The sequence below is a fragment of the Acidovorax kalamii genome (assembly GCF_002245625.1).
GTDB lineage: Bacteria > Pseudomonadota > Gammaproteobacteria > Burkholderiales > Burkholderiaceae_C > Acidovorax > Acidovorax kalamii.
Window position 1 is genome coordinate 852,372 of the sequence record NZ_NOIG01000004.1, and the last position, 22,841, is coordinate 875,212.

At 63.9% G+C, this 22,841-nt stretch carries 17 protein-coding genes and 1 tRNA gene; 3 read left to right on the top strand and 15 right to left on the bottom strand.

The window, feature by feature from the left end; all coding sequences use genetic code 11:
- Nucleotides 1-547 precede the first annotated feature (547 nt).
- The 8 genes from CBY09_RS07035 to CBY09_RS07065 all read right to left on the bottom strand — a co-directional run bounded on the left by CBY09_RS07035 (nt 548) and on the right by CBY09_RS07065 (nt 7,430).
- Nucleotides 548-1,246 (bottom strand): hypothetical protein, encoded by a 699-nt coding sequence (locus CBY09_RS07035; RefSeq protein ID WP_094287758.1) that lies wholly within the window; start codon nt 1,244-1,246, stop codon nt 548-550.
- On the bottom strand, nt 1,243-1,533 hold the full coding sequence (locus CBY09_RS07040; protein ID WP_094287760.1) for a hypothetical protein: 291 nt from the start codon (nt 1,531-1,533) through the stop codon (nt 1,243-1,245). The genes CBY09_RS07035 and CBY09_RS07040 overlap by 4 nt, the downstream gene beginning before the upstream one ends.
- 191 nt (nt 1,534-1,724) lie before the next feature.
- A complete protein-coding gene (locus CBY09_RS07045; RefSeq protein ID WP_240515605.1) occupies nt 1,725-3,866 on the bottom strand; it encodes a DUF3987 domain-containing protein in 2,142 nt (713 codons plus the stop codon).
- Nucleotides 3,867-4,125: 259 nt separating this feature from the next.
- Nucleotides 4,126-4,419, bottom strand: a complete 294-nt coding sequence (locus CBY09_RS07050; RefSeq protein ID WP_165773870.1) for a helix-turn-helix domain-containing protein — start codon at nt 4,417-4,419, stop codon at nt 4,126-4,128.
- A gap of 11 nt (nt 4,420-4,430) precedes the next feature.
- On the bottom strand, nt 4,431-4,607 hold the full coding sequence (locus CBY09_RS07055) for a helix-turn-helix transcriptional regulator (RefSeq protein ID WP_338025243.1): 177 nt from the start codon (nt 4,605-4,607) through the stop codon (nt 4,431-4,433).
- A 532-nt stretch (nt 4,608-5,139) separates the two neighbouring features.
- A complete protein-coding gene (locus tag CBY09_RS23660) occupies nt 5,140-5,835 on the bottom strand; it encodes a hypothetical protein (RefSeq protein WP_133066247.1) in 696 nt (231 codons plus the stop codon).
- A gap of 98 nt (nt 5,836-5,933) precedes the next feature.
- The gene (locus CBY09_RS07060) at nt 5,934-7,178 is read right to left on the bottom strand and encodes a tyrosine-type recombinase/integrase (protein ID WP_094287768.1); all 1,245 of its coding nucleotides are present in this window, start codon (nt 7,176-7,178) and stop codon (nt 5,934-5,936) included.
- 175 nt (nt 7,179-7,353) lie between these two features.
- Nucleotides 7,354-7,430: transfer RNA gene (locus CBY09_RS07065), tRNA-Arg, on the bottom strand.
- 195 nt (nt 7,431-7,625) lie between these two features.
- On the opposite strand from CBY09_RS07065, the gene CBY09_RS07070 reads away from it, so the two are divergent.
- Nucleotides 7,626-9,365, top strand: a complete 1,740-nt coding sequence (locus CBY09_RS07070) for a cation:proton antiporter domain-containing protein (protein WP_094287770.1) — start codon at nt 7,626-7,628, stop codon at nt 9,363-9,365.
- A 304-nt stretch (nt 9,366-9,669) separates the two neighbouring features.
- On the opposite strand, the gene CBY09_RS07075 is transcribed toward CBY09_RS07070, so the two are convergent.
- The 4 genes from CBY09_RS07075 to CBY09_RS07090 form a co-directional block, all read right to left on the bottom strand.
- The gene (locus CBY09_RS07075) at nt 9,670-11,559 is read right to left on the bottom strand and encodes a M14 family metallopeptidase (RefSeq protein ID WP_205734103.1); all 1,890 of its coding nucleotides are present in this window, start codon (nt 11,557-11,559) and stop codon (nt 9,670-9,672) included.
- A gap of 156 nt (nt 11,560-11,715) precedes the next feature.
- Nucleotides 11,716-12,759, bottom strand: coding sequence for an endonuclease/exonuclease/phosphatase family protein (locus CBY09_RS07080; protein ID WP_094287772.1), 1,044 nt, complete (start codon nt 12,757-12,759; stop codon nt 11,716-11,718).
- Between the two features lie 74 nt (nt 12,760-12,833).
- Nucleotides 12,834-13,394 carry a Rossmann-fold NAD(P)-binding domain-containing protein gene (locus tag CBY09_RS07085; RefSeq protein WP_240515606.1) on the bottom strand — a complete coding sequence of 187 codons (561 nt, stop codon included), beginning with the start codon at nt 13,392-13,394 and terminating at the stop codon, nt 12,834-12,836.
- A gap of 100 nt (nt 13,395-13,494) precedes the next feature.
- A complete protein-coding gene (locus CBY09_RS07090) occupies nt 13,495-15,282 on the bottom strand; it encodes a DEAD/DEAH box helicase (protein ID WP_094287776.1) in 1,788 nt (595 codons plus the stop codon).
- Between the two features lie 245 nt (nt 15,283-15,527).
- Between CBY09_RS07090 and ettA the strand changes: the two genes are divergently transcribed.
- Nucleotides 15,528-17,189 carry an energy-dependent translational throttle protein EttA gene (ettA, locus tag CBY09_RS07095; RefSeq protein ID WP_094287778.1) on the top strand — a complete coding sequence of 554 codons (1,662 nt, stop codon included), beginning with the start codon at nt 15,528-15,530 and terminating at the stop codon, nt 17,187-17,189.
- 89 nt (nt 17,190-17,278) lie between these two features.
- Nucleotides 17,279-19,771, top strand: coding sequence for a DUF1631 family protein (locus tag CBY09_RS07100; RefSeq protein ID WP_094287780.1), 2,493 nt, complete (start codon nt 17,279-17,281; stop codon nt 19,769-19,771).
- A 24-nt stretch (nt 19,772-19,795) separates the two neighbouring features.
- Here CBY09_RS07100 and CBY09_RS07105 read toward each other — a convergent pair whose 3' ends face one another.
- The 3 genes from CBY09_RS07105 to CBY09_RS07115 all read right to left on the bottom strand — a co-directional run bounded on the left by CBY09_RS07105 (nt 19,796) and on the right by CBY09_RS07115 (nt 22,726).
- The gene (locus tag CBY09_RS07105; RefSeq protein WP_094287782.1) at nt 19,796-21,163 is read right to left on the bottom strand and encodes a TAXI family TRAP transporter solute-binding subunit; all 1,368 of its coding nucleotides are present in this window, start codon (nt 21,161-21,163) and stop codon (nt 19,796-19,798) included.
- A 236-nt stretch (nt 21,164-21,399) separates the two neighbouring features.
- On the bottom strand, nt 21,400-21,918 hold the full coding sequence (locus tag CBY09_RS07110; protein ID WP_240515607.1) for an EF-hand domain-containing protein: 519 nt from the start codon (nt 21,916-21,918) through the stop codon (nt 21,400-21,402).
- A 10-nt stretch (nt 21,919-21,928) separates the two neighbouring features.
- Entirely contained in the window at nt 21,929-22,726 is a 798-nt protein-coding gene (locus CBY09_RS07115) for a lectin (RefSeq protein ID WP_094288106.1), read from the bottom strand.
- Nucleotides 22,727-22,841 lie beyond the last annotated feature (115 nt).

Below are 22,841 nucleotides of genomic sequence, written 5' to 3' on the forward strand. Positions count from 1 at the left end.
GCGACCACCATTTTTAGGCTGCCATTCCGAGACAGTATGGTGACGGTAGGTCTGTAGGCGTATGAGTATGTGTAGGTTGCGCAAGTTACCGTGTAAGAGTCATCAATGATGATGACTCGCCCATAGTCGCATCCCTCGTAGCTATCTTGGCGCTTTTTTCCCCTATCTTGATATCCGGTAATTGTTCCGCTGTGGATGATCGTGTAACCGGTCAGCCGACCCATATCCGAAGCAAGATCAGCGTATGAATTGGTGGCCAATAGCGCGAAAAGCGTGGCCGCGACGTTAGTTTTTTTCATGTTGCCGTAAACGCATGTGTGCTTGAGTGACTGACTCAGGATGTCTGCATACTCGCGGTAGTTCGTAGGTACAAAAGTGCTGAATGGCTGATCGGACACGAGGATTTATGCGGGCACTATAGCTCCCTAGTCCACCTGAGCTTGGCGCTTCTTGGGCTTATTCCAGCAGTTCGCGCTGGACCCTGAGCGCTCCACGCAGCTCGGTGAAGATCCTTCGCATCTCTTTCCGCTTCGCGCCTTTGTAGGCGTTACGCGCCGCCACCGCTTTTCCTTCGGGGCTTACGGGGCCGGTGGATTGGTTCCAGGGCTTCCACCGTTGGATGGCCTCGCGCTGGCGTTGTCGCTGCTCTGTCGTCCATGTCCGTGCTGCCATGCTGCGGCCCCTCTAATAGTTCGTCTGGCGCGGTTCTCGGTTTTCTCGCGCGCGCGCGGGCGTGCGTATTGGTCTTGAAACCGTCGTTGTTCACCTGCTGCGGCCCGTGGGCAATGTTGGCTTGCTTGGCAAAGATTGCCGGGGGATTCTTGATGGCGGCCAGCGTTTCCAGCGTGGCGCGGCACTGGCCTTGGGCCTTGAGTGCCAGCCGCATATAGCGCTCGGTGGCGTCTAGATACTCGCCCATGTTCAGTGCCGCCCGCCGGGCCATCTCGTTAAAGATTGCGTCCAGCGTTGCAGCCTGCGCCGTGAGGGTGGTTTCTGCGTGCTTCAGGTCGCCGCCGTGGGTGGTGTCCACACGCTTCTTGAGCGTCATCACGCATTCGGTAACGTCCAACGTTCCAAACGTGCCCTTTGCAAAGGTGCGTGCGGTCATCGCGTTGGCCGCAACGCCGCCCAGTGCCATTGCTGCGATCTGGGCGGCATCAGTTTGCGCCGGGTCTTTGTGTAGCTGCAGGCTATTGGGGTCGGTGTTGCCGTTTTGCACCGCCGGGGTCTGGGCCTTCTTGGTCATAGCGTGTGCTCCTTGAATCCTGGGCAGTGTTGGGGCATCACCACCAGCACATGCGCCAGCCCTGCGTCTGCCGGGCGGGTGCAGACGGCTGCTTGTTTCCAGTTGCCGCAGCCCCAGCGGCTCACGCCTTGCAGGTGGGCGCACTCCAGGCACAGTCGGCGGCTGTCGTTTTCCCTGTCCCGCGTCACCAGCTTGTCGGCCAGGGCTTCGGCGTCACCCAAGGGCAGCCCCTTGTCGGTGAATCGCGCCAGCCGCGCCGTGAAGGCGTCAATCTCTTCCGCGTTCATCGCAGAGCCATGGGGCCAGCACCAGCGGTCAGGGTCTGACGTGGCTTCGTTGGCCGGTGGCTGCTCTGGGGCTGTGAAGTTTTCAGAAGCCCCATCGGGGCACGCTATAAAACCTACGTAACCGGGTTCTGTAGGTTTCGAAGCGTCGGCGTTTAGGGTTGGCGCCGATTTCAGGCGCTGAAGCCACTTCATCACACACCACCTTTCACCAGCGCTGGGTGCAAGATGTAACGCTCGCCGGGCCTGCCGCCCTTTGCGCCGCTGGTTGTGGCCTCGCGTTCTAGCCAGCCGTAGTCGGCCAGCAGGTCGGCGGCCTTGCGCACGGCGTCTGGTGTGCCCAGTCCTGCCCAGTGTTTCACCGCGACCTGCCGGGGGGCAAAGGCATCCAGCAAAACGCCGTCACTGTCGGCCAGCTTGCCCGCCTTGATCTTGTCCAGCAGTTGTTTGGCTGCGCTGGTTTCGGGCATCACCGCTGCGGCATACAGGCGTTCGGCATGGGTGCGCAGGTAGTCGGCCCATGCCAATGCGCGGATCAGCTCGCGCTCGTGGATCAGGTGTTCGCTTTCGGGCGTGTCCACCAGGGCAAAGATCAGCGCCAGGGCTGGCACCAGCTTGCGGTACTTGGCAAGGTGCGACACCAGGGCGGGGTGCAGTTCTTCGCCGCGCAGCTCCGTTTCAAACGGGATCAGCCATTCCTCAAACAACGCCTGTGCATCGGGCGTAAAGCGCCATTCCTGCGCGTCGCTATCGGTGGCTGGCTGCAGTTGATTCAAGCGCTCAAACACTGCCCATGCCGCCTGCTTGGCGGGGGTGTCGGGCCACCGATCCACATAGACAAATTCGCGGTTCACATCGGGCCATACTGTCAGCCCAAAGCGCTGCAGCAAGCCATCATCGCCCGCGCCGCCCGCCACGGCGTCGCGCACATAGCTCTGCACCTTGCCGGGCTGGATGCCGCCCAGCATTGCCAGACACACACGGGGCACAAACGATTCACCGCGCCCGATGCGGTCCACGGCGTGGCCCTGGTTGCCGTCGTAGCCCGTCAGGTAGAAGCCGCGTGCGCCTTCTTGCCCCTGCTTGTCCATGCTGCACAGCAGGCCGTGGATTTCATCGCGGTAAACCAGCGTGCCCCATGGGTTCACCGTCAGCAGCTCGGCCAGTTTTTCCACCGTGGCATCGTTGACCACGTAGCGCCGCATGGTGGGCTCTGGTGTCATGTTGTCCACTGGCTGCAGCAGCGCCCGCGCTCTGGCGGGGTCTTTGGCGACCTGGGCTGCGGCCTGCTTTTCGTTGGCCTTGGCTGCCAGCTCGGCCACTTTGCAATCGAGTTGCCAGGCTTCATGCGCTGCCTGCCAATGTTCCCGCTCTGTTTTTTCAAGGCGCTGCAGGGGCTTCAAAACCTCGCTCAGTGCAGGTGACTTCATCACACCGGGGCGGCCTACGATGGCGCCCCACAGGTTGGGGGGCACTGCCCAATCGTCGCGGGCCTTGGGCTTGACCACTGCACGCGCACCGATCAGGCTGGATAAGGCCACCAGAGCCCCCACCGCCGTAAAGTCAGGCGGGCACTGCATACGGTCTGCAATGTCTGCCACCCAGCCCCGCAGCGCCTCGGGCAGCAGCTCTGCATCAAACGGTGCCACGGGCGGCAGGCCGCTGGGCAGGGGCACGGGGTCAGGCCAGCCGCTGTCGGTAGATGCAGTCACGGCGCCATCAATGCACGCCTTCACCGCGTCCAGCCCCAGCAGTTGGTGCAGGTCGTTAAAGTCCGTTGCCTTCTCTGGGCGGTTGTCGCCAAAGTCAGGTTTTGACAGGTCGCCGCCCACCGCTTGCGCCGCCTCGCTGGCTTTGGTCAGGCCTGGGTTTCCATCGGTGTGCCAGTCATCGTCGGCGGCCACGATGATCCGCAGCGCAGGGTACTTGCCGTGCAGTGCCTGGGCCACGGGCAGCAGGTTGCCCGCGTTGAAGGCCACAGCCACCGCGTGCCCCGTGGCCTCATGGATGCTGGCCCCGGTGGCGAAGCCCTCGCACACCACCAGCACTCCCTGGGGCTTTCCCATGGAGTGATAGCAGCCTGCCACGCGCCCGCCGGGCATAAATCGCTTGTCGCCATCCAGTGCAATGGTTTGCAGGCTGTGCAATGTGCCGTCCACATCGCGCAAGGGGATCACCAGCCGCTGCCCGTCACACCGTGCGCCGTGGGGCTGTATGCCTTTGCGTGCCAGGTATTCATGCTGCATGGCCGGTGCTGCGGCCTGCCACAGCGCCGCCGCAGTCTGCCGGGCTTGCTGCTGGCGTTGGGCCTGCTCTGCATCGCGCTGCGCCTTCATGGCATTGATGCGCTGGCGATAGCGCTCCCAATCCGCATCGGAAAGATGCTTCCCTTCGGTTGATTTCCAGTGATGATTTGAGGCTATTGAGTGGTCCCCGAAAAACCCCCCCTTCAGATCGTCAAACAAATAGCACCAGCCAGCGCGATTTCGCGCGCCTTTTTGGGAACCTGGGAACCGATGCCAGCGCCCTGGTTCAATGGTTTCTGGAGGGCACAGCCCTGCGCTCCGGATGGCCGCGCTGAATTGTTCGATGGAGCTATGCATTGCTGCCCCCCTTGGGTTCCAGCACGTAGAGCCCCACGCGGTGTTTGCCACCGCCTTCGGTTTCTACCGTCTGCCAGTGCGTACGGATCACGTCACCGGCATGGCGCAGTTGCATCACCCGTGCGCGCGGGTCGTAGCAGTCCAGATAGCGTGAAGCCTCAAACGTGCTGAGTGCAAAGCGGACCAGCGCAGCCCGTATGCGTGTGCATTGCGCCATGGTGTCGGTGCCCGGATGCGCGGCCAGAATCTCGGCCAGTGCCTGCCGCTTGATTGCGTCGGTGTGCATGGTGTGCCCCCTTACGCATTGGCGGTGTGTTGGTTGATCCATGCGCGCACGTCGCCCACTTTCCAGGCCGTCACACGCTCAGACAGGCGGTGCGGCTTGGGGAACGTGCCCGCCTTCACTTTGCGCCACAGGGTGGGGGCGCTGAAGGGCAGGGGGGCTGGGCTGTCGGGGCGCTTGGGGCTCTGCACCAGTTGCGCTTCGCGGATGAATGCGCTGTCGGGCAGGGCGTCAAAGGTCAGTCGGATTACACCGGTTGTGTTAGCAGATATCTTTTTAGATATCGAGGTTGCAGCAGTAGGGGTGGGGCTAGTAAATTGTGACATTGCTTGCCGTTCTGTGAAGTTACGGAAGCAATTTGATGAAGATTCTCGTGAGTGAAAAAGGTCAAATATTTCTCGGAAGTATATATAAACCTACCCCCCCTGATTTTGGTCTGCCCCCCATTTTTTGCCAGTTCGCAATCAACGCTATTGCATCTTTGGCGCCATCGGAAATGTGAGGGTATCGTTCCGTGACGAACGCTAGAATTCGCTTTTTTGGGGTTGCACTTGTCTGGTGCCTAGCGTGGTCCCATGCGCGAACCGCTATGTGAAGTAGCTCGGGATAGTCTTCGCTATCAGCGTCGAAGAATGGTGGGGCGGTTGCTTCTTCAGTTATTTCTATGTAGCCGTGCTCTCTGGCCCAAGGGGCCCATTCGATTTCAAACCCCCTCGCTTCTGCCTAGCGAACAAAGAACATCGGCGTACGCCGAATTGATGGATCATGATCGCCACTTTCCCATCGTCGCTTAAGGATATAGACCAGCTCAGAACGAAGGGCGAGTGTTTTGCTTTTAAAGATTGATGTCTTATCGTTGGACCATTTCTTCCAATCATCAGCGCGCTTTAGAAGCTTTTGAACTTCTTGGGTTGAGCTCTTGTTTTCAATCAGGTCCTGGGTCGCATTCTCATAATCCTTGGCTGAGTTCTCAAAATCCTCAGGAACTGGGTAGTCATATAGATCAGAGGTCGATGTAAACCAGATGGCATGTTTGATTTGAGGTCTGCCAGTCTCGGCGCCCAGATGATTTTCGGTGTTCCAATCAAGCACGGCCCCTCTTGGGTCTACCCCGGCGAGTATCAAAAGCGCATCGTTGGGGCTCCATGTTTCCTGTTCCAAGAGAACTGGCAGATCTGAAAAGAAAATTGGATTTTTACGTCGTGTATTTAGAGATTCGAAACTGAGCCACATGGAAACGGTGCGGCTCAATTGAGTGTGCCTAAGCTCACCGCATCTGAATTTTTCGACTTCGCAAATTTGATCTGCAGTGAGCTCGATGTTTTCTACGTCGGATTCTTTGGCATTCTGGGCGGAGGCTAGTTCTTGTAACTCCGCCAGTGCGTTTTTAAACCTGAAGACGTCTCTAGGTGTTCTCATGCGGTCCCCACGCTCCCTGAAAAGGTGCCAGCCCAGCCCGTCAGGGGAAACGGGTTTTCGGGGATCAGCCTAGAGCTGGCGAATCGGTCCAAGTTACATCATGCAGCGCCATGCAGTGGGATTACATCGGCCCCCCTGCGCAGCTTGTCCAAGTACTCCGCCCACTCTTTCATCATCCTGCGCCGTTGCTCCATAAATTCCGCCCGGTCATAGGCAGCCCCCAGCGGCCCTGATTTGCCGTGCGCCAGTTGGGCTTCGATCACATCGGCGGATATGCCGTGGATGCGCTCAATCATCAGGGTGCGCGCCATCGCCCGGAACCCGTGGGCGCTCATTTCGTCGGAGGCAAAGCCCATGCGCCGCAGGGCTGCATTGATGGTGTTGTCGCTCATGGCCCGTTCGCCCGTGCGCAGACTGGGGAACACGTAGCGGCCATGGCCCGTGAGGGGCTGGAGCTCTTTCAAGATGGCGATGGCCTGCGGGGCTAGGGGCACAAAGTGCGGTCTGCCATTGATCTTCTGTGCCAGCCGCCGCTTCATGTCCTGGGATGGAATGGTCAACATGGTTTTGTCGAAGTCAATCCACGCCCATTCCATCTGCCGGATGTTGCCGGGGCGCTGAAAGAGCAGGGCAGACAACGCCAGCGCCGCCTTGGTCATGGGCTGGCCGGTGTAGCCGTCAATGGCCCGCAACAGCTCGCCCGCCTTGGCAGGCTCCAGCACGGCAGCCATGTGCTTGACCACGATGGGCTTCAACGCGCCGTGCAAGTCGGTAACGGGGCTGCGCTCGCAGCGCCCGGTCTGCACACCGTAGCGGAAAACCTGCCCGGCGGTCTGGCGCAGGGTGTGGGCGGTTTCGTTGGCCCCGCGTTTCTCTACCTTGCGCAGTGCGTCCAGCAGCACGGGGGCGGTGATGGCGGGCAGTGTCAGCTTGCCGATGTACGGGAACAGGTCTTTCTCCATGCGCTCGATCCACCGCGCCGCATAGCGGGGGCTCCAGCCGCTGGCCTGGGTGGCGTGGAATTCGCGGGCCACTGCTTCGAAGGTGTTGGCTGCGGCTACGCGGGTTGCCAGCTTTTCGGCCTTCTTGGCTGCGCTGGGGTCCAGCCCTTCGGCCAGGAGTTCGCGGGCTTCTTCGCGGCGCTTGCGTGCCTTGGCTAGAGAGACTGCGGGGTACACGCCAATCGCCAGCGTTTTCTGCTTGCCCAGATGGCGGTAACTCATGCGCCAATACTTGCCAGCCGGTTTGACGTGCAGGTACAGGCCCTGCCCATCCGCGTGCTTCTCGCCCGTGGCAGAGCCAGCAGGCTTGACGTTCTTCACAAAGGTGTCTGTAAGTGCCATGAGTACCCCTGTTGTTGGTATCTGCTCCGTTGGTATGCAGAGATACCGGCAGAAGTACCAACTTTTTGTTGGTATGTCATGGTACGCAGTGAAATGGCCTGAGACAACAAAAAACCCGCAATGCTAGGAAACATGCGGGTTCTGAGAGGTTGTGAGACTGTCTGAAATGCTGCTTTGGCCTGCCCGGAGGGACTCGAACCCCCGACCTATAGCTTAGAAGGCTATTGCTCTATCCAGTTGAGCTACGGGCAGAAAGGCTTTCGGCGGTGACGCCTACTGGCTGGGCGGAGTGTCCGCCACTGCGTTTGATGCAGAGGCTGGATCATACCCGCCATGACGGTGCCCTCTTGCAAGAAGCCCTCCGATTTTGCAGTGCAGGGGGGGATGCGGTTATAACGAGGCCATGCGCGGGCGCACGAGGCGCTCTCCCCTCCAGCACACATCCCCATGCCGCACAGCGTTTCCCTTATCCACACCATCGCCGCAGCCCTTGGGCTGGCGCTGGCGCTGGGTTTTCTGGCAACACGTCTGCGTTTGCCGGCGCTGGTGGGCTATCTGTTGGCTGGGGTGGCGATCGGGCCGTTCACCCCGGGGTTTGTGGCGGATGCGGCCATGGCCAGTCAGTTGGCCGAGATTGGTGTGATGCTGCTGATGTTCGGCGTGGGCCTGCATTTCTCGCTGGGGGACCTGCTGGCGGTGCGCAAGATTGCCGTCCCCGGAGCGGTGGTGCAGATGATGGTGGCCACGGCGCTGGGCACGGCATTGGCCACCTGGTGGGGATGGAGCCTGGGCGGGGCACTGGTGCTGGGGCTCTCATTGTCGGTGGCGAGCACGGTGGTGTTGCTGCGGGCCTTGGAGACGCTGGGCATTCTGGACAGCTACACCGGCCGCATTGCCGTGGGCTGGCTGGTGGTGGAAGACCTGGCCATGGTGCTGGTGCTGGTGCTGTTGCCCCCTCTGGCCGGGTGGCTGGGGAACAGCGCTGGCGCGGAGCTGGACGCCGCACAACTGGGGCGTACGGTGGGCTGGACGCTGCTCCAGGTCGGCGGCTTTGTGGCCTTGATGCTGCTGGTGGGGCGCCGCTTGTTCCCCTGGGTGTTGTGGCAGGTGGCGCGCACCGGTTCGCGCGAACTCTTCACCCTGTGCGTGGTGGCAGCGGCGGTGGGGATTGCATTCGGCTCGGCCGCGTTGTTTGGTGTGTCGTTTGCGCTCGGTGCCTTTTTTGCCGGCATGGTGATGCGTGAATCCGAATTTGCCCACCGGGCCGCGCACGAGTCTCTGCCACTGCGCGATGCCTTTGCCGTGCTGTTTTTTGTGTCGGTGGGCATGTTGTTCAACCCTGCCGTGTTGTGGGAGCGGCCTTTGCAGGTGCTGGCGGTGGTGGCGATCATCATGGTGGGCAAAACGCTGGCGGCGGCTGCGCTGGTGCTGGCGTTCCGCTACCCGCTCAACACGGCGCTCACGGTGTCGGCCAGCCTGGCGCAGATTGGCGAGTTTTCATTCATCCTGGTGGCCCTGGGGGCAACGCTGGGCCTGTTGCCGCCCGAAGGCGCCAGCCTGGTGCTGGCAGGGGCGCTGATTTCGATGGCGCTCAACCCCTTGCTCTTTCATGCGATTGCGCCGCTGCAGGACTGGCTGCGGGCCCGCTCGGCCTGGGCGCGCCGGCTGGAGCAGCGCGATGACCCGTTGGCCGAGCTGCCGATGAGCACGGATTCGCGGTATCTTGCCCGCCAGGTGGTGCTGGTGGGGTATGGCCGGGTGGGGCGGCGCGTGGCGAGTGCCCTGGCCGCTCACGACATTCCGTTTGTGGTGGCCGAGCAGAACCGTGAACTGGTGGAGTCGCTGCGGGCGGAGGGCATTGCCGCCGTGTTCGGCGATGCGGTGGAGCCCGCCGTGTTGATCCAGGCACACATCGCCCGTGCCGCCATGCTGGTGATTGCCACGCCCGACTCTCTCAACGTGCGCCAGATCATTGCCACGGCGGTCACGTTGAACCCCGCCATCGAGACCGTGGTGCGCAGCCACAGCGAGGACGAGGCGCGCAGGCTGGTGCAGGAGTGTGATGGCACCGTGGTGTTTCTGGCCGAAGATGCGCTGGCTCAGCTGATGTCGCACCATGTGCTGGAGCGGTCCCGGGCGCGGCAGGTGCGCTCCACCGGTCCTGCCCCCCTGCATGGACCGGTGTGATCCAAGCAAAACAAGTCTCTGCGCGCTACCATAAAGAATTTATTGCTATTAAATATATAGCAATATCATGGTGTCGCGTTTTCCGGGATCACCCAGAGTGTCTGCACCTGTTTTGAAACGGCCCGCAAGTGGCTGGCGGGTCTGCCAAAAAGCGGGCTGGCCATGTCGGCCATCAAACACCTCTCGCCACCACCGGGGCACCTGCACGTTGCGGTGACCGCAGGCCCTCTCTGCGCAGGCGATCTGCCCTGCAGCAGCAGCGGCCGAGGGTGCCGTGCCCCTTCGTTGGGGCGCGGTCTATGAATTACTCGGTTTCTTCAAACACCAAGGCGGGCGTGGCCATGACGCGTGCCAACTGGCCCAGGTCTTCGATCATCCGGTTGGCAAAGTAGCTGTTCTGCGTGTCTGGCTCCAGCGCGGCCACGGCCAGGTTGGCGCGGGGCTGGTTCAGCGGCACATAGAAACTGCCCGCCGGGGCATCCACGGCGCTGCGCACGGTGGACACCTGGACACGCACGATGCCGGTGCCACCTGCAATGGTGCCAATCACGTCCTGGCGGTCGCCGGTTTCGCGCGCGGTTTCCCGGTAGGTTTCGGCCAGCATGGCGCCGGGTTCGGCCACACGCATCACTTGCAGACCCAGCAGCCGCAGGCGCTCAACCGCCGCTGTGGAGCCCGCTGCCAGCCAGTACCCGCAGGGTCGGGCGCGGGACTTGGTGGTCCGCAGGGTGAGCGACGAGTTCCAGTCCACGCGGATGGTGCGGTCTGCACCGGTCTCCGGGTCCAGAAAGTCCAGGTCCCGCTGCGTGGGGGTGGCTGCAGCTTCCACCACCACCTGATCACGGCAGGCCTGGGCACTCACGTCCCGGGTGACAAAAGAGCGTACCTGCTCCAGGTTGGCGGCCCGCTCGGCCGTGCTACGCAGGGCGCTGGAGATGGCTGTGACCTGTGAATGCACACGGCGCTGGATGTGCATGCGGCCAATGCCCACGCCGCGTGTCTCGATGAGCAGGCTGACGGTGTTTTTGAGGCCATGAACATTGCGCCCCGTGTCGGGCTGCGTGCCGCCCATGGAGATGCGTTTGTCTTCCAGGTTGGTCGAGGTGGTGTAGTACCAGTCGCTGGCGATGCCCTGGGCCTTGAGCGCGGCTACCATGGGCTGGTGGTACCACTCCTGCGAGGCCTTGGTCAGAAACTCGGGGTAATTGGCCGTGGTGGTGTACTGCAGCAGGGCGTCGTAGCGCTGGATGGCGTTGAACTTCTGCAGGTAGCGGCCGACCACGGTGTATTCGTGGGCATCCACCACCAGGATGGGACGGTAGTCGTTGATGACCCGGGCCAGCGCGCGGGCCTCGGGGGTGTTGAGCAGCAGGTGGTCGCGGTTCATGTCCGTGCCATTGGCCGTGACACGGGTGCCGACCTCGGCGCCATCGGGGTTGGCGCGGGGCACCACCACCACGTTGATGCGGTCCAGCAGAGGCTCCAGCAGTCCCTGGGCCAGCTCGCTGCTGATGACAAGCAAGGCTTCGCTGCCTGCGGGCTCGTCACCATGCTGCTGGCCGATCAGCACCACCGTGGGGCGGCCGCTGTTGTCCAGGCTGGCAGGGTCTGTGCCTGCTGCGCGGGTGAGCAGCAACCCCTGGATGGGCTCACCGCGCTGCGAGGTGCCGATGTTGAGCAGCTTGGTGCGGGTGGCGCCACGGGGGGCTGCATCCGCCAGGGACCGCAGCCACTGGCCGAGTTCGGCATTGGTGGTGAAGGCCCGGCGATCCTGCCCCAGCCCTGGCGTGTTGTAGGAAATCGGCGGGTTGGGAAAACGTGCGGCCACGGCAGCGCTGTAAGGCGGCGCCATGGGGCCTTCGTTCTGCACCACCAGCGGCGCAGCCGGGGGCAGGGGGGTGGACACCACGGTTGCGCGCTGTGGCGGCTGCTGTGGTGCCAGCTGCTGCTGGCCCAGCGGCGCAGGCACCACCGTGCCCTGCTGCGTGCGCGGCAGCGGGGCTGGCGCAGTCGGCCGTTGGGCGGCTGGAGTGGAGGGCCAGGGGGGCAGCGGTGTGCTGCCGCAGGCCGTGAGCAGCAGGGCAGCGAGGGTGGCAGAGGTTGCCCAGCGCATGGCCCGCAAAGAAGCCGTGATGGGGCGGGCGGTGTCTGTCCCTGCAAGGGGCGTGCGGCGAAGAGATGGGTGCATGGTCATGGGTTTTCTGCCAAGGGATCCTCGCTGGGGGGCGTCAGTGGCGTTGATGTTACCTGTGCAGTTGTGCCCAGCTGTATCGGCGTACATCCCGTTGCAATGCGCTGGTTGACATGGCGAGAGGCCTGCGCTCCAGGCCGAATGGTCTTGTGGCGATGGCTAGGGTGGTGATTGTGGTGTTGCAGGCGGCATCTTGAGCCGCAGCAGCGCACGCACAAACCCGTGGTCGGATCGGGTGCGGTCGCGGCCTTCGTGCAGGTGGTCGTTGAAGTAGTCGACCCGGCGCACATCGCCCACGCTGTTGCGCCCGGTGGCCATGAACTCTTCGCTTACCAGGATCTGGTCGAGCACGGAAGGGGAGCCTTGGTGGATGTGCGAATACGCCACGTCCTTTTTCAGCGTGGCTTCGCCTTGGAGGTCATAGGCGTTGAACAGGGCGACATCCCTGGCCGACCGGTCGTAGGCGATCTCGTTGGTAGCGCAGATGAGCTGCGTGGTCACGCTGTCGGGTGTGTCGTTGAAGTCGCCCAGCACCACCAGCGGGATGTTGGTGCGGTGCAGCAGGTCGATGATCAGACAGCGCAGAGCCATGGCTTCGGAGCCCCGCATGACCAGCGAGCGCAGTGAGGCCAGTGCCATCACCTTGTGGTCGTCGCGGTCCTCCGTGGGGTTGCCCTGCGCATCCTGCAGGAACTTGGGGCGTTTGGACTTGAGGTGAGCGGTCAGCACATTGAGGGTCTGACCATGTTTCATGCGCAGTGTGGCGACCAGGGGCGGGCGCTCGAAGCGGGTGTGTGGTCCCAGACCGGGCACCTCCACCTGGAGGTCTGGGGGAAAGTCAGGAAAAGACTGCAGGGCTTCCACCTTGAGCCGCGTGGCAATGCCCACGCGGGGTGTGCCTTGCGCACCATGGCGCTCGGCGTCGTTCTCGGCCCCGGGGACGGCCACAAAGTCGTAGCGCAGCCCGCTGCGGCCCAGGGCGCCCTTGAAGGCGGCTTCGTCCCAGACCTCCTGCACCGCCAGCACATCGGCGTTGAGCATGCGCAGGCGCTCCCCCAGCCAGTTGAGCTTGCGCTCGAACTCTGCGGCGCTGTAGGGGTCCTGGTTTTGATAGAACATGCGCCCAGGGTTGGCCAGGTTCAACACATTGCAGGTGGCCACCATCAGGGTGGCCAAGGGCTGGGGCGGGTCGTTGGGGCGCATGGGCAGAGGAGTCGGGGAGTCCTTGGGGGTAAAAACTCGCGGGGCAGCCTTCAAGCGCTGGGGCCGGGCAGGCGTCAAGGCTGCTGTAGCGCGCGGCCCGACAGCACCTGCAGCCCGGGCGGGCCTGACTGTACGGCATGGACCAGCGCACGCCCCACATCGGCGCCGGGGCGGGCGCGGTAGTTGTCAGGAATGAGCGGGTCCAGCCATTTGAAGAGCTGGATCGAGAGAGATTCGGCCGGGCGTGCGGTCTGCTGCAAAGCCTGGCGCTCGCCGATCATCAAAGAGGGGCGGGCAATGACCAGGGTGGCAAAGCCCAGGGCCTGCAGGTCGCGCTCGACCTCGCCCTTCACGCGGTTGTAGAAGATGCGTGAGTGCGCGTTTGCGCCCATGGCGGTTACCACGCCACAGCGGCTTGCGCCTGCGGCACGTGCGGCCCGGGCGGTGGCCATCACCGCGTCGTAGTCCACCTTGCGAAAAGCGCTTTGGCTGCCTGCTGCCGCCATGGTGGTGCCCAGGGTGATATAGACATGGTCCACCGCAGGCAATGCGGGCAGGTCGGAAAAATCGACTGCGTGCAGTTGCAGCCGAGGGTGGGCCAGCGCCGGAGGGCGCCGGTCCCGGGCATGCAGCACGTGGATGGTGGCTGCTGTGCCCTGGGGGTCTTCCGAAAGAGGCGGCGAGGTGCCTGCAGCGGTCGCTGGCGTCGCTGCATGGCCCCTCGACGGGGTGGTGTCAGCGGTTAAAAGAGCCGCGAGGACCGCCCGACCCACGAGGCCCGTTGCCCCGGCCACCAGAATTGCCGCCGCCATAGCCGCCACCTCCACCGTTGCCGCCACGATAACCGCCACCACCACGGCGACCACCGCCGCCCATGCTGTCTACGCTGGTGCGCATGGGGTCAGGCTGCCCACCGGCCGAATGGCCTGAGTGGCGGTTGCCGGGGTTGCTGTGGCCCGAGTGTGTACCCAGGTGGGCATTGGCGCGTGGGGGTTGCGAGTCGTCATATCGATTGCCGCCACCCTCGTAACCACCGCCGCCGGAGCGACCGCGTGCAGGGGCCTGCCCACCGGCGCGCGCGCCGCCGCCCTGGCCACCACCACCGGCACGGCCGCCACGTGGGCCGTTGCCGCCGCCATTCGCTGCTGCACCGCCACCGGCGCGCCCACCACGGCCGCCGCCATTGCCGCCACCGGCAGGGCGGGGGCCGCGCTCGCCACCACCGCCGCCCTGGCTGGCTTTGTTGGTGCGGATGCGTTCCATCATCTCGCTGCGGGCGGCCTTGGCAGCTGCCTGCATCACGTCACGGCTCGGAGGCTTGCCTGCACCACCCCAGATGGTCTGGCGGCCCATGGCAATGGGCTCAGCCTTCTCTCCGGGTTCGGGGCCAAAGCCCTCGATGACCTGCACGGGGATCTGCTGTTTGGTGAAACGCTCGATCTCCATCATGAAGCCTTCTTCGTCCATGCAGACCAGGCTCACGGCTTCACCGGTTGCGCCCGCGCGGCCAGTGCGGCCAATGCGGTGCACGTAGTCTTCCGAGACGTTCGGGATTTCGTAGTTCACGACATGGGGCAGGTCGTCGATGTCAATGCCGCGCGCAGCGATGTCGGTCGCCACCAGCGCGCGGATGTCACCGCTCTTGAAGCCTGCCAGGGCCTGCGTGCGGGCGCTCTGGCTCTTGTTGCCGTGCAGGGCCATGGCCGAGACGCCGTTCTTGGTCAGGAACTCGGCCACGTTGTTGGCGCCGAACTTGGTGCGGGTGAACACCAGCACCTGGCTCCAGTTGTGCTGCTGGATGATGTGCAGCAGCACCTGCTTCTTCTTGCCACGGCCCACGGGGTGGATCACCTGGGTGATGCGCTGCACCGTGGTGTTGCGGGGGGTGACCTGGATGCTTTGCGGGTTCTTGAGCAGGGTGTTGGCCAGATCGCGGATCTCGTCGCTGAAGGTGGCCGAGAACAGCAGGCTCTGCTTGTCCTTGGGCACCAGGGCCAGCACCTTCTTCACGTCGTGGATGAAGCCCATGTCCAGCATGCGGTCGGCTTCGTCTAGCACCAGCACTTCCACGGTGGACAGGTCCAGGAAGCCCTGCTGCTGCAGGTCCAGCAGGCGGCCCGGGGTGGCCACCAGGATGTCCACGCCGCGCTTGATGCGGTCGATCTGTGGGTTCATGCCCACGCCGCCAAAGACGACGGTGGAGTTGATGTCGAGGTACTTGCCGTATTCGCGTACGGATTCTTCCACCTGGGCAGCCAGTTCACGGGTGGGTGTCAGCACCAGGGCGCGGATGCCCTTGCCGCCGAACTTGTTCTTGGGGGCCGTGCCTTGCGAGAGGCGGTGCAGCATGGGCAGGGTGAACGCGGCGGTCTTGCCAGTGCCTGTCTGGGCGCCGGCCAGCAGATCGTGGCCTTCCAGAACAGCGGGAATGGCCTGGGCCTGAATGGGCGTGGGGGTCTCGTAGCCCGTTTCGTGCACGGCCTTCAGGATGGCAGGAGCCAGGTTCAGTTCGTCAAATGTCATGTCTTTGGATGCGCCCGTCCGGGGCGCTGGGTATCGGCCTGTCGTGCAACCGGGGGTTGCCGAGCCAGTCTCAAGCCGATGAGGTTCAGGATTGGGAGCCCGGAAGCAGGGTGCTTCTTTCGTCCCCAGCAGTGTGCTGATGCAGCGGGCAACTGGAGCCCGTCGCGGGGCATATTGTCGCATGGCCCGATAATCGGCATTTGAACGCAGAAATTCTTCTGCCCCATTCCCCAGGTTAGAACCCAATGGCCCAATACGTTTATTCGATGAACCGCGTCTCCAAGACCGTGCCGCCCAAGCGGCAGATCTTGAAAGACATCTCCCTGAGCTTCTTCCCCGGCGCCAAGATTGGCGTGCTGGGCCTGAACGGCTCGGGCAAATCCACCCTGCTCAAGATCATGGCCGGCGTGGACAAGGAAATCGAAGGCGAAGCCATCCCCATGCCCGGGATCAAGATCGGCTACCTGCCCCAGGAACCCCAGCTCAACAACGAGCACACCGTCCGCGAGAGCGTGGAAGAGGCCATGGGCGAAGTGTTTGCCGCCAAGGCAAAGCTCGAAGAGGTGTACGCCGCTTATGCCGAGCCCGATGCCGATTTCGACGCCCTGGCCGCCGAGCAGGCCCGCCTGGAAGCCGTGATCGCCACGGCTGGCACCGATTCCGAGCACCAGCTCGAGATCGCCGCCGACGCCCTGCGACTGCCGCCCTGGGAGGCCAAGATCGGCCTGCTGTCCGGTGGCGAAAAGCGCCGCATCGCGCTGTGCCGCCTGCTGCTGTCCAAGCCCGACATGCTGCTGCTTGACGAACCCACCAACCACTTGGATGCCGAGTCGGTGGACTGGCTGGAGCAGTTCCTGCACCGCTTCCCCGGCACCGTGGTGGCCATCACCCACGATCGCTACTTCCTGGACAACGCGGCCGAGTGGATTCTCGAACTGGACCGTGGCTACGGCATTCCCTACAAGGGCAACTACAGCACCTGGCTGGACCAGAAGCAGGCCCGCCTGGAGTCCGAGCAAAAGGGCGAAGAAGCCCGTGCCAAGGCTCTGAAGAAGGAATTGGAGTGGGTGCGCCAGAACGCCAAGGGCCGCCAGGCCAAGAGCAAGGCGCGCATTGCCCGCTTCGAGGAACTCTCCGACTACGAATACCAAAAGCGCAACGAAACGCAGGAAATCTTCATTCCTGTGGCCGACCGCCTGGGCACCCAGGTGATCGAGTTCCACAACGTCACCAAGTCCTTTGGCGACCGCGTGCTCATCGATAACCTGTCCATGACCATCCCGGCGGGCGCGATCGTCGGCATCATCGGCCCGAACGGGGCCGGTAAATCGACGCTGTTCAAGCTGATTGCGGGCCGCGAGCAGCCTGATAGCGGCGAAGTGGTGATCGGCGCCACGGTGAAGATGGCCTTTGTGGACCAGCACCGCGATGCCTTGTCGGACGACAAGACGGTGTGGGAAGACGTGTCTGGCGGGCTGGACATGATCAACATCGGCAAGTTCCAGATGGCCAGCCGCGCCTATTGCGGTCGCTTCAACTTCAACGGCGGCGACCAGCAGAAGAAGGTGGGCATGCTCTCCGGTGGTGAGCGCGGCCGCCTGCACCTGGCCAAGACCCTGATCGCAGGCGGCAACGTGTTGCTGCTGGACGAACCCTCGAACGACCTGGACGTGGAAACCCTGCGTGCCCTGGAAGATGCGCTGCTGGAATACGCTGGCACAGTGTTGGTAATCAGCCACGACCGCTGGTTCCTGGACCGTATCGCCACCCACATCCTGGCGGCCGAAGGTGACAGCCAGTGGACGTTCTTTGACGGCAATTACCAGGAGTACGAGGCCGACAAGAAGAAGCGTCTGGGTGAAGAGGGGGCCAAACCCAAGCGGATGCGTTACAAAGCCCTGAAATAAGCCGCCGGTAGGCGGTTCAAAGACCTGAATCCAGCCTTCAGGTCAAGTAGGATTGCAACTGGAAACCTGTTCGCCGACTCCTCCCCACCATGTCCCAGCCTGCGTCTCGTACGAGAACCGTGTTTCGTGCCTGTGTCGTCAACGCCGTGCGCGGGGGCGAGGCATTGATGCAGCAGCTGGTCAAGGTCACCCAAGGGGCCTTGGCGGAGGAGGAGACGGGCAGCGTCGGCATCCAGCAGCGCAACCTGATCAGTGACAGCCTGCGCTACCTCAATCAGCATGAGGCTGCGCTGGTCAAGGGTTATCCCATGGCCCTGCTGGAGATATTTGCGGAAGGGCCTGCCGTTACCAAGGGGCGCAGTTCTGCCGACGACACCGGGATGGATTTCGGTGAGCTGTCGCTCATGGACGAAAACGAGATGCTGGCGCAGGTGGAACTCTCCAAGGCCCAGCAATCGGCCTTGCATGCCACCGATGCTGTATTGGCTGAACTCAATACCCTGGTCAGCGCGGCACAGGGGTTGCGCAGCGTGCAGCCCGAGCGAAACCCGCTGCGCCCCGAAAGTTACATACGGGCCCTGCAGCGGGTGGTCAGCGATACGGGCGTGTCCCCCGAAGTCCGGCAGCTCTGGATGCAGCACATGCGGGACTTGCTGGGCAAGCTGCTCGTAGAAGAATACAAAAACACCGCCAAGAGCCTGCGCGAGCATGGTGTCCAGCCTGTGGGCTATGCCGTGCTGGGTACGCCATCGGGTGGCGGCCGCAACAGCGGCCCGGGCACGGGCTACGGGCAGGCCTACGGCGGTCCTGGAACAGGCTATGGCACCGGATACTCGGGCTATGGCCACTCCATGAACGCTCCCATGGGCGACTACGGCAACACCGGCTATGGCCGGGGCGTGGGGCCGTCCACGGGCTGGAGTGGAGATTCCCAGCAAGTGCCCGTGTCGGCAGCGGTCGATGCGGCTGAAGAAGCCCTGCTCACGGTGGGCATCCTGCGCCAGATGCTGGCCGGGGGTGATCCGTTTGCCGCCCCGGGTTATGGGGCCGTGGTTGCGCAACCTGTGGCTGGGCAGCCCGGGTGGGTGGATCCCCGCGCAGGCGCGGCCAGTGCGCAGTCTTCGCTGTCCGGGGCTTACTTCCCCTCGGGAGCGGCTGCCGAGGCCATCGAAGACATGGCCCAGCTGGAGCGGCTGGTGGGGCGACTGGCGGGTGGTGCCAGCAGCCAGGGCGGCTCATTGCCGGTGCCCTTGTCCGGCTGGCGTGGCCCAGGGGTAGCGCCGGTGGTGTATGCCTCCATGCCCATGGAGGCTGCGACGCAGTCCACCGCCATGGCGGTGGAGGTGGTGGGGCGCATGATGGCGAACATTGCGCAGGATGCGCGTTTATTGCCTCCTGTCCAGCTGGCGGTCAAGAGCCTGGAGCCCGCTCTCAAGCAACTGGTGCACCACGATGGGCGTTTTTTTACCGATGGCACCCATCCCGCACGTCGCCTGCTTGACGAGCTGACCCAGCGCAGCCTGGCCTTTACTGCCGAGACGGATCAGGGATTCAGCCGTTTCATGCGCTTGGTCACGGAAGCCGTCGAGCACCTGTCCACCAACGAGATCAAGGACGCGGGTCCTTTCGATACCGTGCTCAAGGCCCTGCAGTCGGCCTGGGACAAGCAAGAACAGAAAATCAAGGCAGAGCAGGAGGCCGAGGAGAAAGCCCGTCTGCATGCCGAGCAGCGGGAACTGCTGGCTGAAAAAGTGGCGGCCGATATCCGCAAGCTGCCTGACCTGGAGCAGGTACCCGCCGACATTCTTGACTTTGCCGCAGGCCCTTGGGCTGACGTGATTGCCCTGGCCCAGGTGATGAACAGCGACGGCGGCAAGGACGACCCGGGGGGTTACCTGGCGCTGGTGCCCGTGCTGCTCTGGAGTGCCCAGCCGGACTTGACACGGCAAGAGCCGGACCGGCTCAATGAGGCCATCCCCGGGCTGCTCGCCAAGCTGCGCAAGGGCCTCAAGACCATCAACTACCCGGCGGTCCAGACCAGTGCCTTGCTCCAGCGCCTGGTGGGTTTGCACCAGGAGGCTTTTGAAAAGCCCGCGCCCGTCGTCGCGCCAGAGCCTGTGGTGGAGACGCCCCCTGAGGCCAGTGCCGTTGAAGCGCAGCCCGTGGCGCCCGAAGAGGCCGAGGGCAGCAGCACCCCGCCCGTGGAGCTGCCCGACCCCTACGCCGATTTTGTGATCGGTGCCTGGGTGGAGTTGGTGACCAACGGGCGTGTGGTGCGCACGCAGCTCACCTGGTCTAGTCCCCATGGCACGCTGTTCCTGTTCACCGCCCCAGATGCCAGTACCCAGTCCATGACGCGGCGGATGCGGGACAAGCTGGCGCAGGAGGGGGCTCTGCGCGTGGTGCCTGCACTTCCACCCAAGGGGGCCAGCCGCTCAGCCGATGCCGCAGGCGCGGAGCGCAGACCGTCCGATGGCCGGTCCTCCGGCGCACGGCCAGCGTCCAGCTCCAAGATGGCGCCACTGTCCAAGTCGGCCCCTCTCTCGCCCTCGTCGGGCTCCAAGTCCTCCAAAAGCCGCTGATCCACCCGGCCTGGTTTCCTGCGTTCAGGGAACTGCTGCCTCGGGAAGTGGCCTGGGTTCTCCCGCCTCCGACACCCGAAGGAGTTTTTTGCGGACCAGGTGAATGTGGTTGCGCAGTGCGTACAGCTCGTCGGCATAGGAGAGGGGGACGCTCACTTTTTCGGCCTGGGCTTCCAGTGCGGCCAGGGCCTTGAGCAGCTCGGCCGTGTTGGCCCTGCCGGTTTCCATGTCACTCTCGATCTCGCGCAGGCGGCCATACCAGCGGAACACGCGCGAGCGCACGCGGAATTGGTACAGCGGCGGCACGATGCGCGACAGCGGCAGCATGATCGCCAGCAGAATACCCAGCACCAGCCACATGCGCTCGATCAGGTTGGCAATCCAGAACGGCAGATAGCGCTGCAGCATGGGCACGGCCTCGTTCATGGCGCGATCGGCTTCTTTTGCAATGGGCAATTCGCTGTTGCGCGCGTTGGGGAACTCGCGTGCACGGTTGAACCAGCCGGCGCCGCCGTGCAGCTTCTGGGCATTTTGCGCAAACAGCGTGAACAAAGCCGGGTGGGTGCCCTCGCGGGCGAGCAGCGAGGTGGTGGACGCCACCAATCGCACGTCCCTCACCGGCACATTGCTGGCCAGGTCCACCACGCCGCGCGGCAGGGTGACCGGCGTCAGGAACGGGAAGCGCCGTGCATAGGCCTCGTGCTGCGCGAAGTCCAACAACTGGACTCCGGGGGTTTGCAGCAGCATCTGCACCATCAGGGATTCGGGGGCCGATGCGAACACCAGCGCGTCCAGCTTGCCCGCCAGGAAGTCCACGGTGGCCGGGGTTTGGTCCAGCCGCGAGAGCTTGACGGCCCCCCGCTCGACCTTGTTGGCCTCCAGCAGGCGTTCCATCAGCGTGGGTACACCGCTTCCCTGCGAACCGACATTCACGTGCAGGCCACGCAGTTGCCGCAGACCATCGAGCCGGGGCGTGTTGTACATGCGCTGTGCCGTTTCGGTGCGGTAAAACAGCCAGACAGGCTCCACAAACAGGTTGCCCAGTGACACCAGTTCGTCGGGATCGTCGGGCAGGAGTTCGGCGGTTCCGCCTTGCACAAAGGCCACATCCGCCTTGCCTTCACGCAGCAATTGCAGGTTGTGAGATGAGCCCTCGCTGGGCAGCAGCGTCACCTCGATCCCGTCCGCTGCGAGTGCCTTCTGGTAGCGCTTGCCAAACTCCTCGTAAGCGCTTTGCGCGGGCCCTGTGGCCAGGGTCACGGTTTTGGGTGGATTGGGGTTGAGCCACCAGTAGGCCAGCACCAGCAGCCCCACGGCCAGAAAAGCGAGCGGGCCGGCGGAAACGATCAGATCGCGCAGGGAAAGCAGGGTGTTGCGAAGGGCCTGGGACATGGAATAGGGATGAAGATCTCAAAGGCAGTGGGGCAGGGGCGGCGCGGCACTTGGGCCAAGGCTGCAAGGATGCCCCAGCCCCACCTGCAGAAAGTCTGTTCGGCGGCGCTGTCGATTATCCCGGGCCGTGGAGTGTGTGGCAGGCAGGAATCCTTGCCACCTCAACCCCTGCTGGTACCAGCAAGGTTGTGCGGGCCACGGGGTGGCTAGACAGCCGGCCGCCCTTTGCCCACGGTTTACTGTGGCTGGCTCCGCCGCTGGCGCTCGTACGCAATGCACTCCTGCAGTGACAAGAGGTCGTCTTGGTTGCCGTCAGCGGCTTCGAAAAAGGCCATGCGCGCCTGCACCACCTCGGAGAAGGACAGCTTGCCATCTGCGTCCTTGTCGGCTGCGGCCAGTCGCCGCAGCGCGCCCTTGCCGATGCGGGGCACCTGGCTCAGTTGAGCCAAGTGCACATAGCCCTGTGCATCGGGCCCCAGGCTGTGCCAGCTCTGCACGATGTCCTGGTGAAACTCGTCCAGCGACACATTTCCATCGTGGTTGAAGTCGGCCGATGAGCAAATGGCCTGGAGGCGGTCGGCGAGGGGCCTGGCGGCCTGTTTGGGGCCCGCTTTGGCGGGCCGGGCCGGTGTGGTGGGAGAGGTCACGGGGGCATCGGCTGCGTAGGCTGCGGGGGCAGCCGCCAGGAGGACCAGCGAGGCCAGAGCGCAGGTGACTGCGCAGATGCGGTGAACGGTATTTTTCATCATCATCATCACGCGCTCCTTACCACCACCAGCGCTGGCTGGGGCTGCGGTTGCAGGGCCAGATCATGGTGTGCGCGCCCGGGCGAACCTGACCGGCCTCCACATCCAGGCATTTGCCGGTGAGCTGGCTCACGACCTGCCCGCCCCGGGTGGACCAGCTCTGGCTGCGCGAGCCCGAGCAGGACCACAGCACCACCCGTGCGCCATCGCGCGGGTCGCCCCGGTCCACGTCCACGCACAGGTCGCGCACCCGGATCTCACCGCCACGACCCACTGCGAATCGCTGCGACGCCGTGCCGTTGCATTCGTACACCTGCAGCGTAGTGCCGGGCTGGAACTTGCCGCCGCGCACATCCAGGCAAAGGCCGCCGCCCGCACGGATCTCGCGGCCCCAGTCGCCACCTTGGTGGGGGTAATCCGGGTACTCGGGGCGCTGGTCGTGGTCGTGCCGGTTGTGGTTGGCCAGCAGGGCAATCCCCGCGATGGCGGCGACCGCCGCCACGGCTGCTCCGGCGTTGGAGCCACCGTTGTTGCCGGGGGCGTAGCTGCGCGTGACCTTGAAGCGACCGCCGCAGCCGCCGTTGGTCCACAGCTCGCGGTTGGTCAGGTCGTAGCCCCAGGTGCGGTTGAAGCGGCAGGCGCCTTGGGTTTGTTCCACCAGGTCCACCTGGGTCACATCGTCCGCCAGGCGGTAGGAGGTGTAGCCGCCGCTGGACTGCAGATCCACCACCTGGTCCTGCGCCTGCACCGCCTGGACGCTCATGAGCAATGGCAGGCACAGCAGCCACGCTGGTTTCCGAAAGGCCGGGTCTTTCATGGTTTCTCTCCTCGTTGCGATAAGGGGCGGGGGCTGGCAGGGCTCGCTGCAGGGCACCACCCGCTGTCTGCATCATAGGATGGCCTGCAGCCACCGCGTTGGGTTGTTGTTCGCG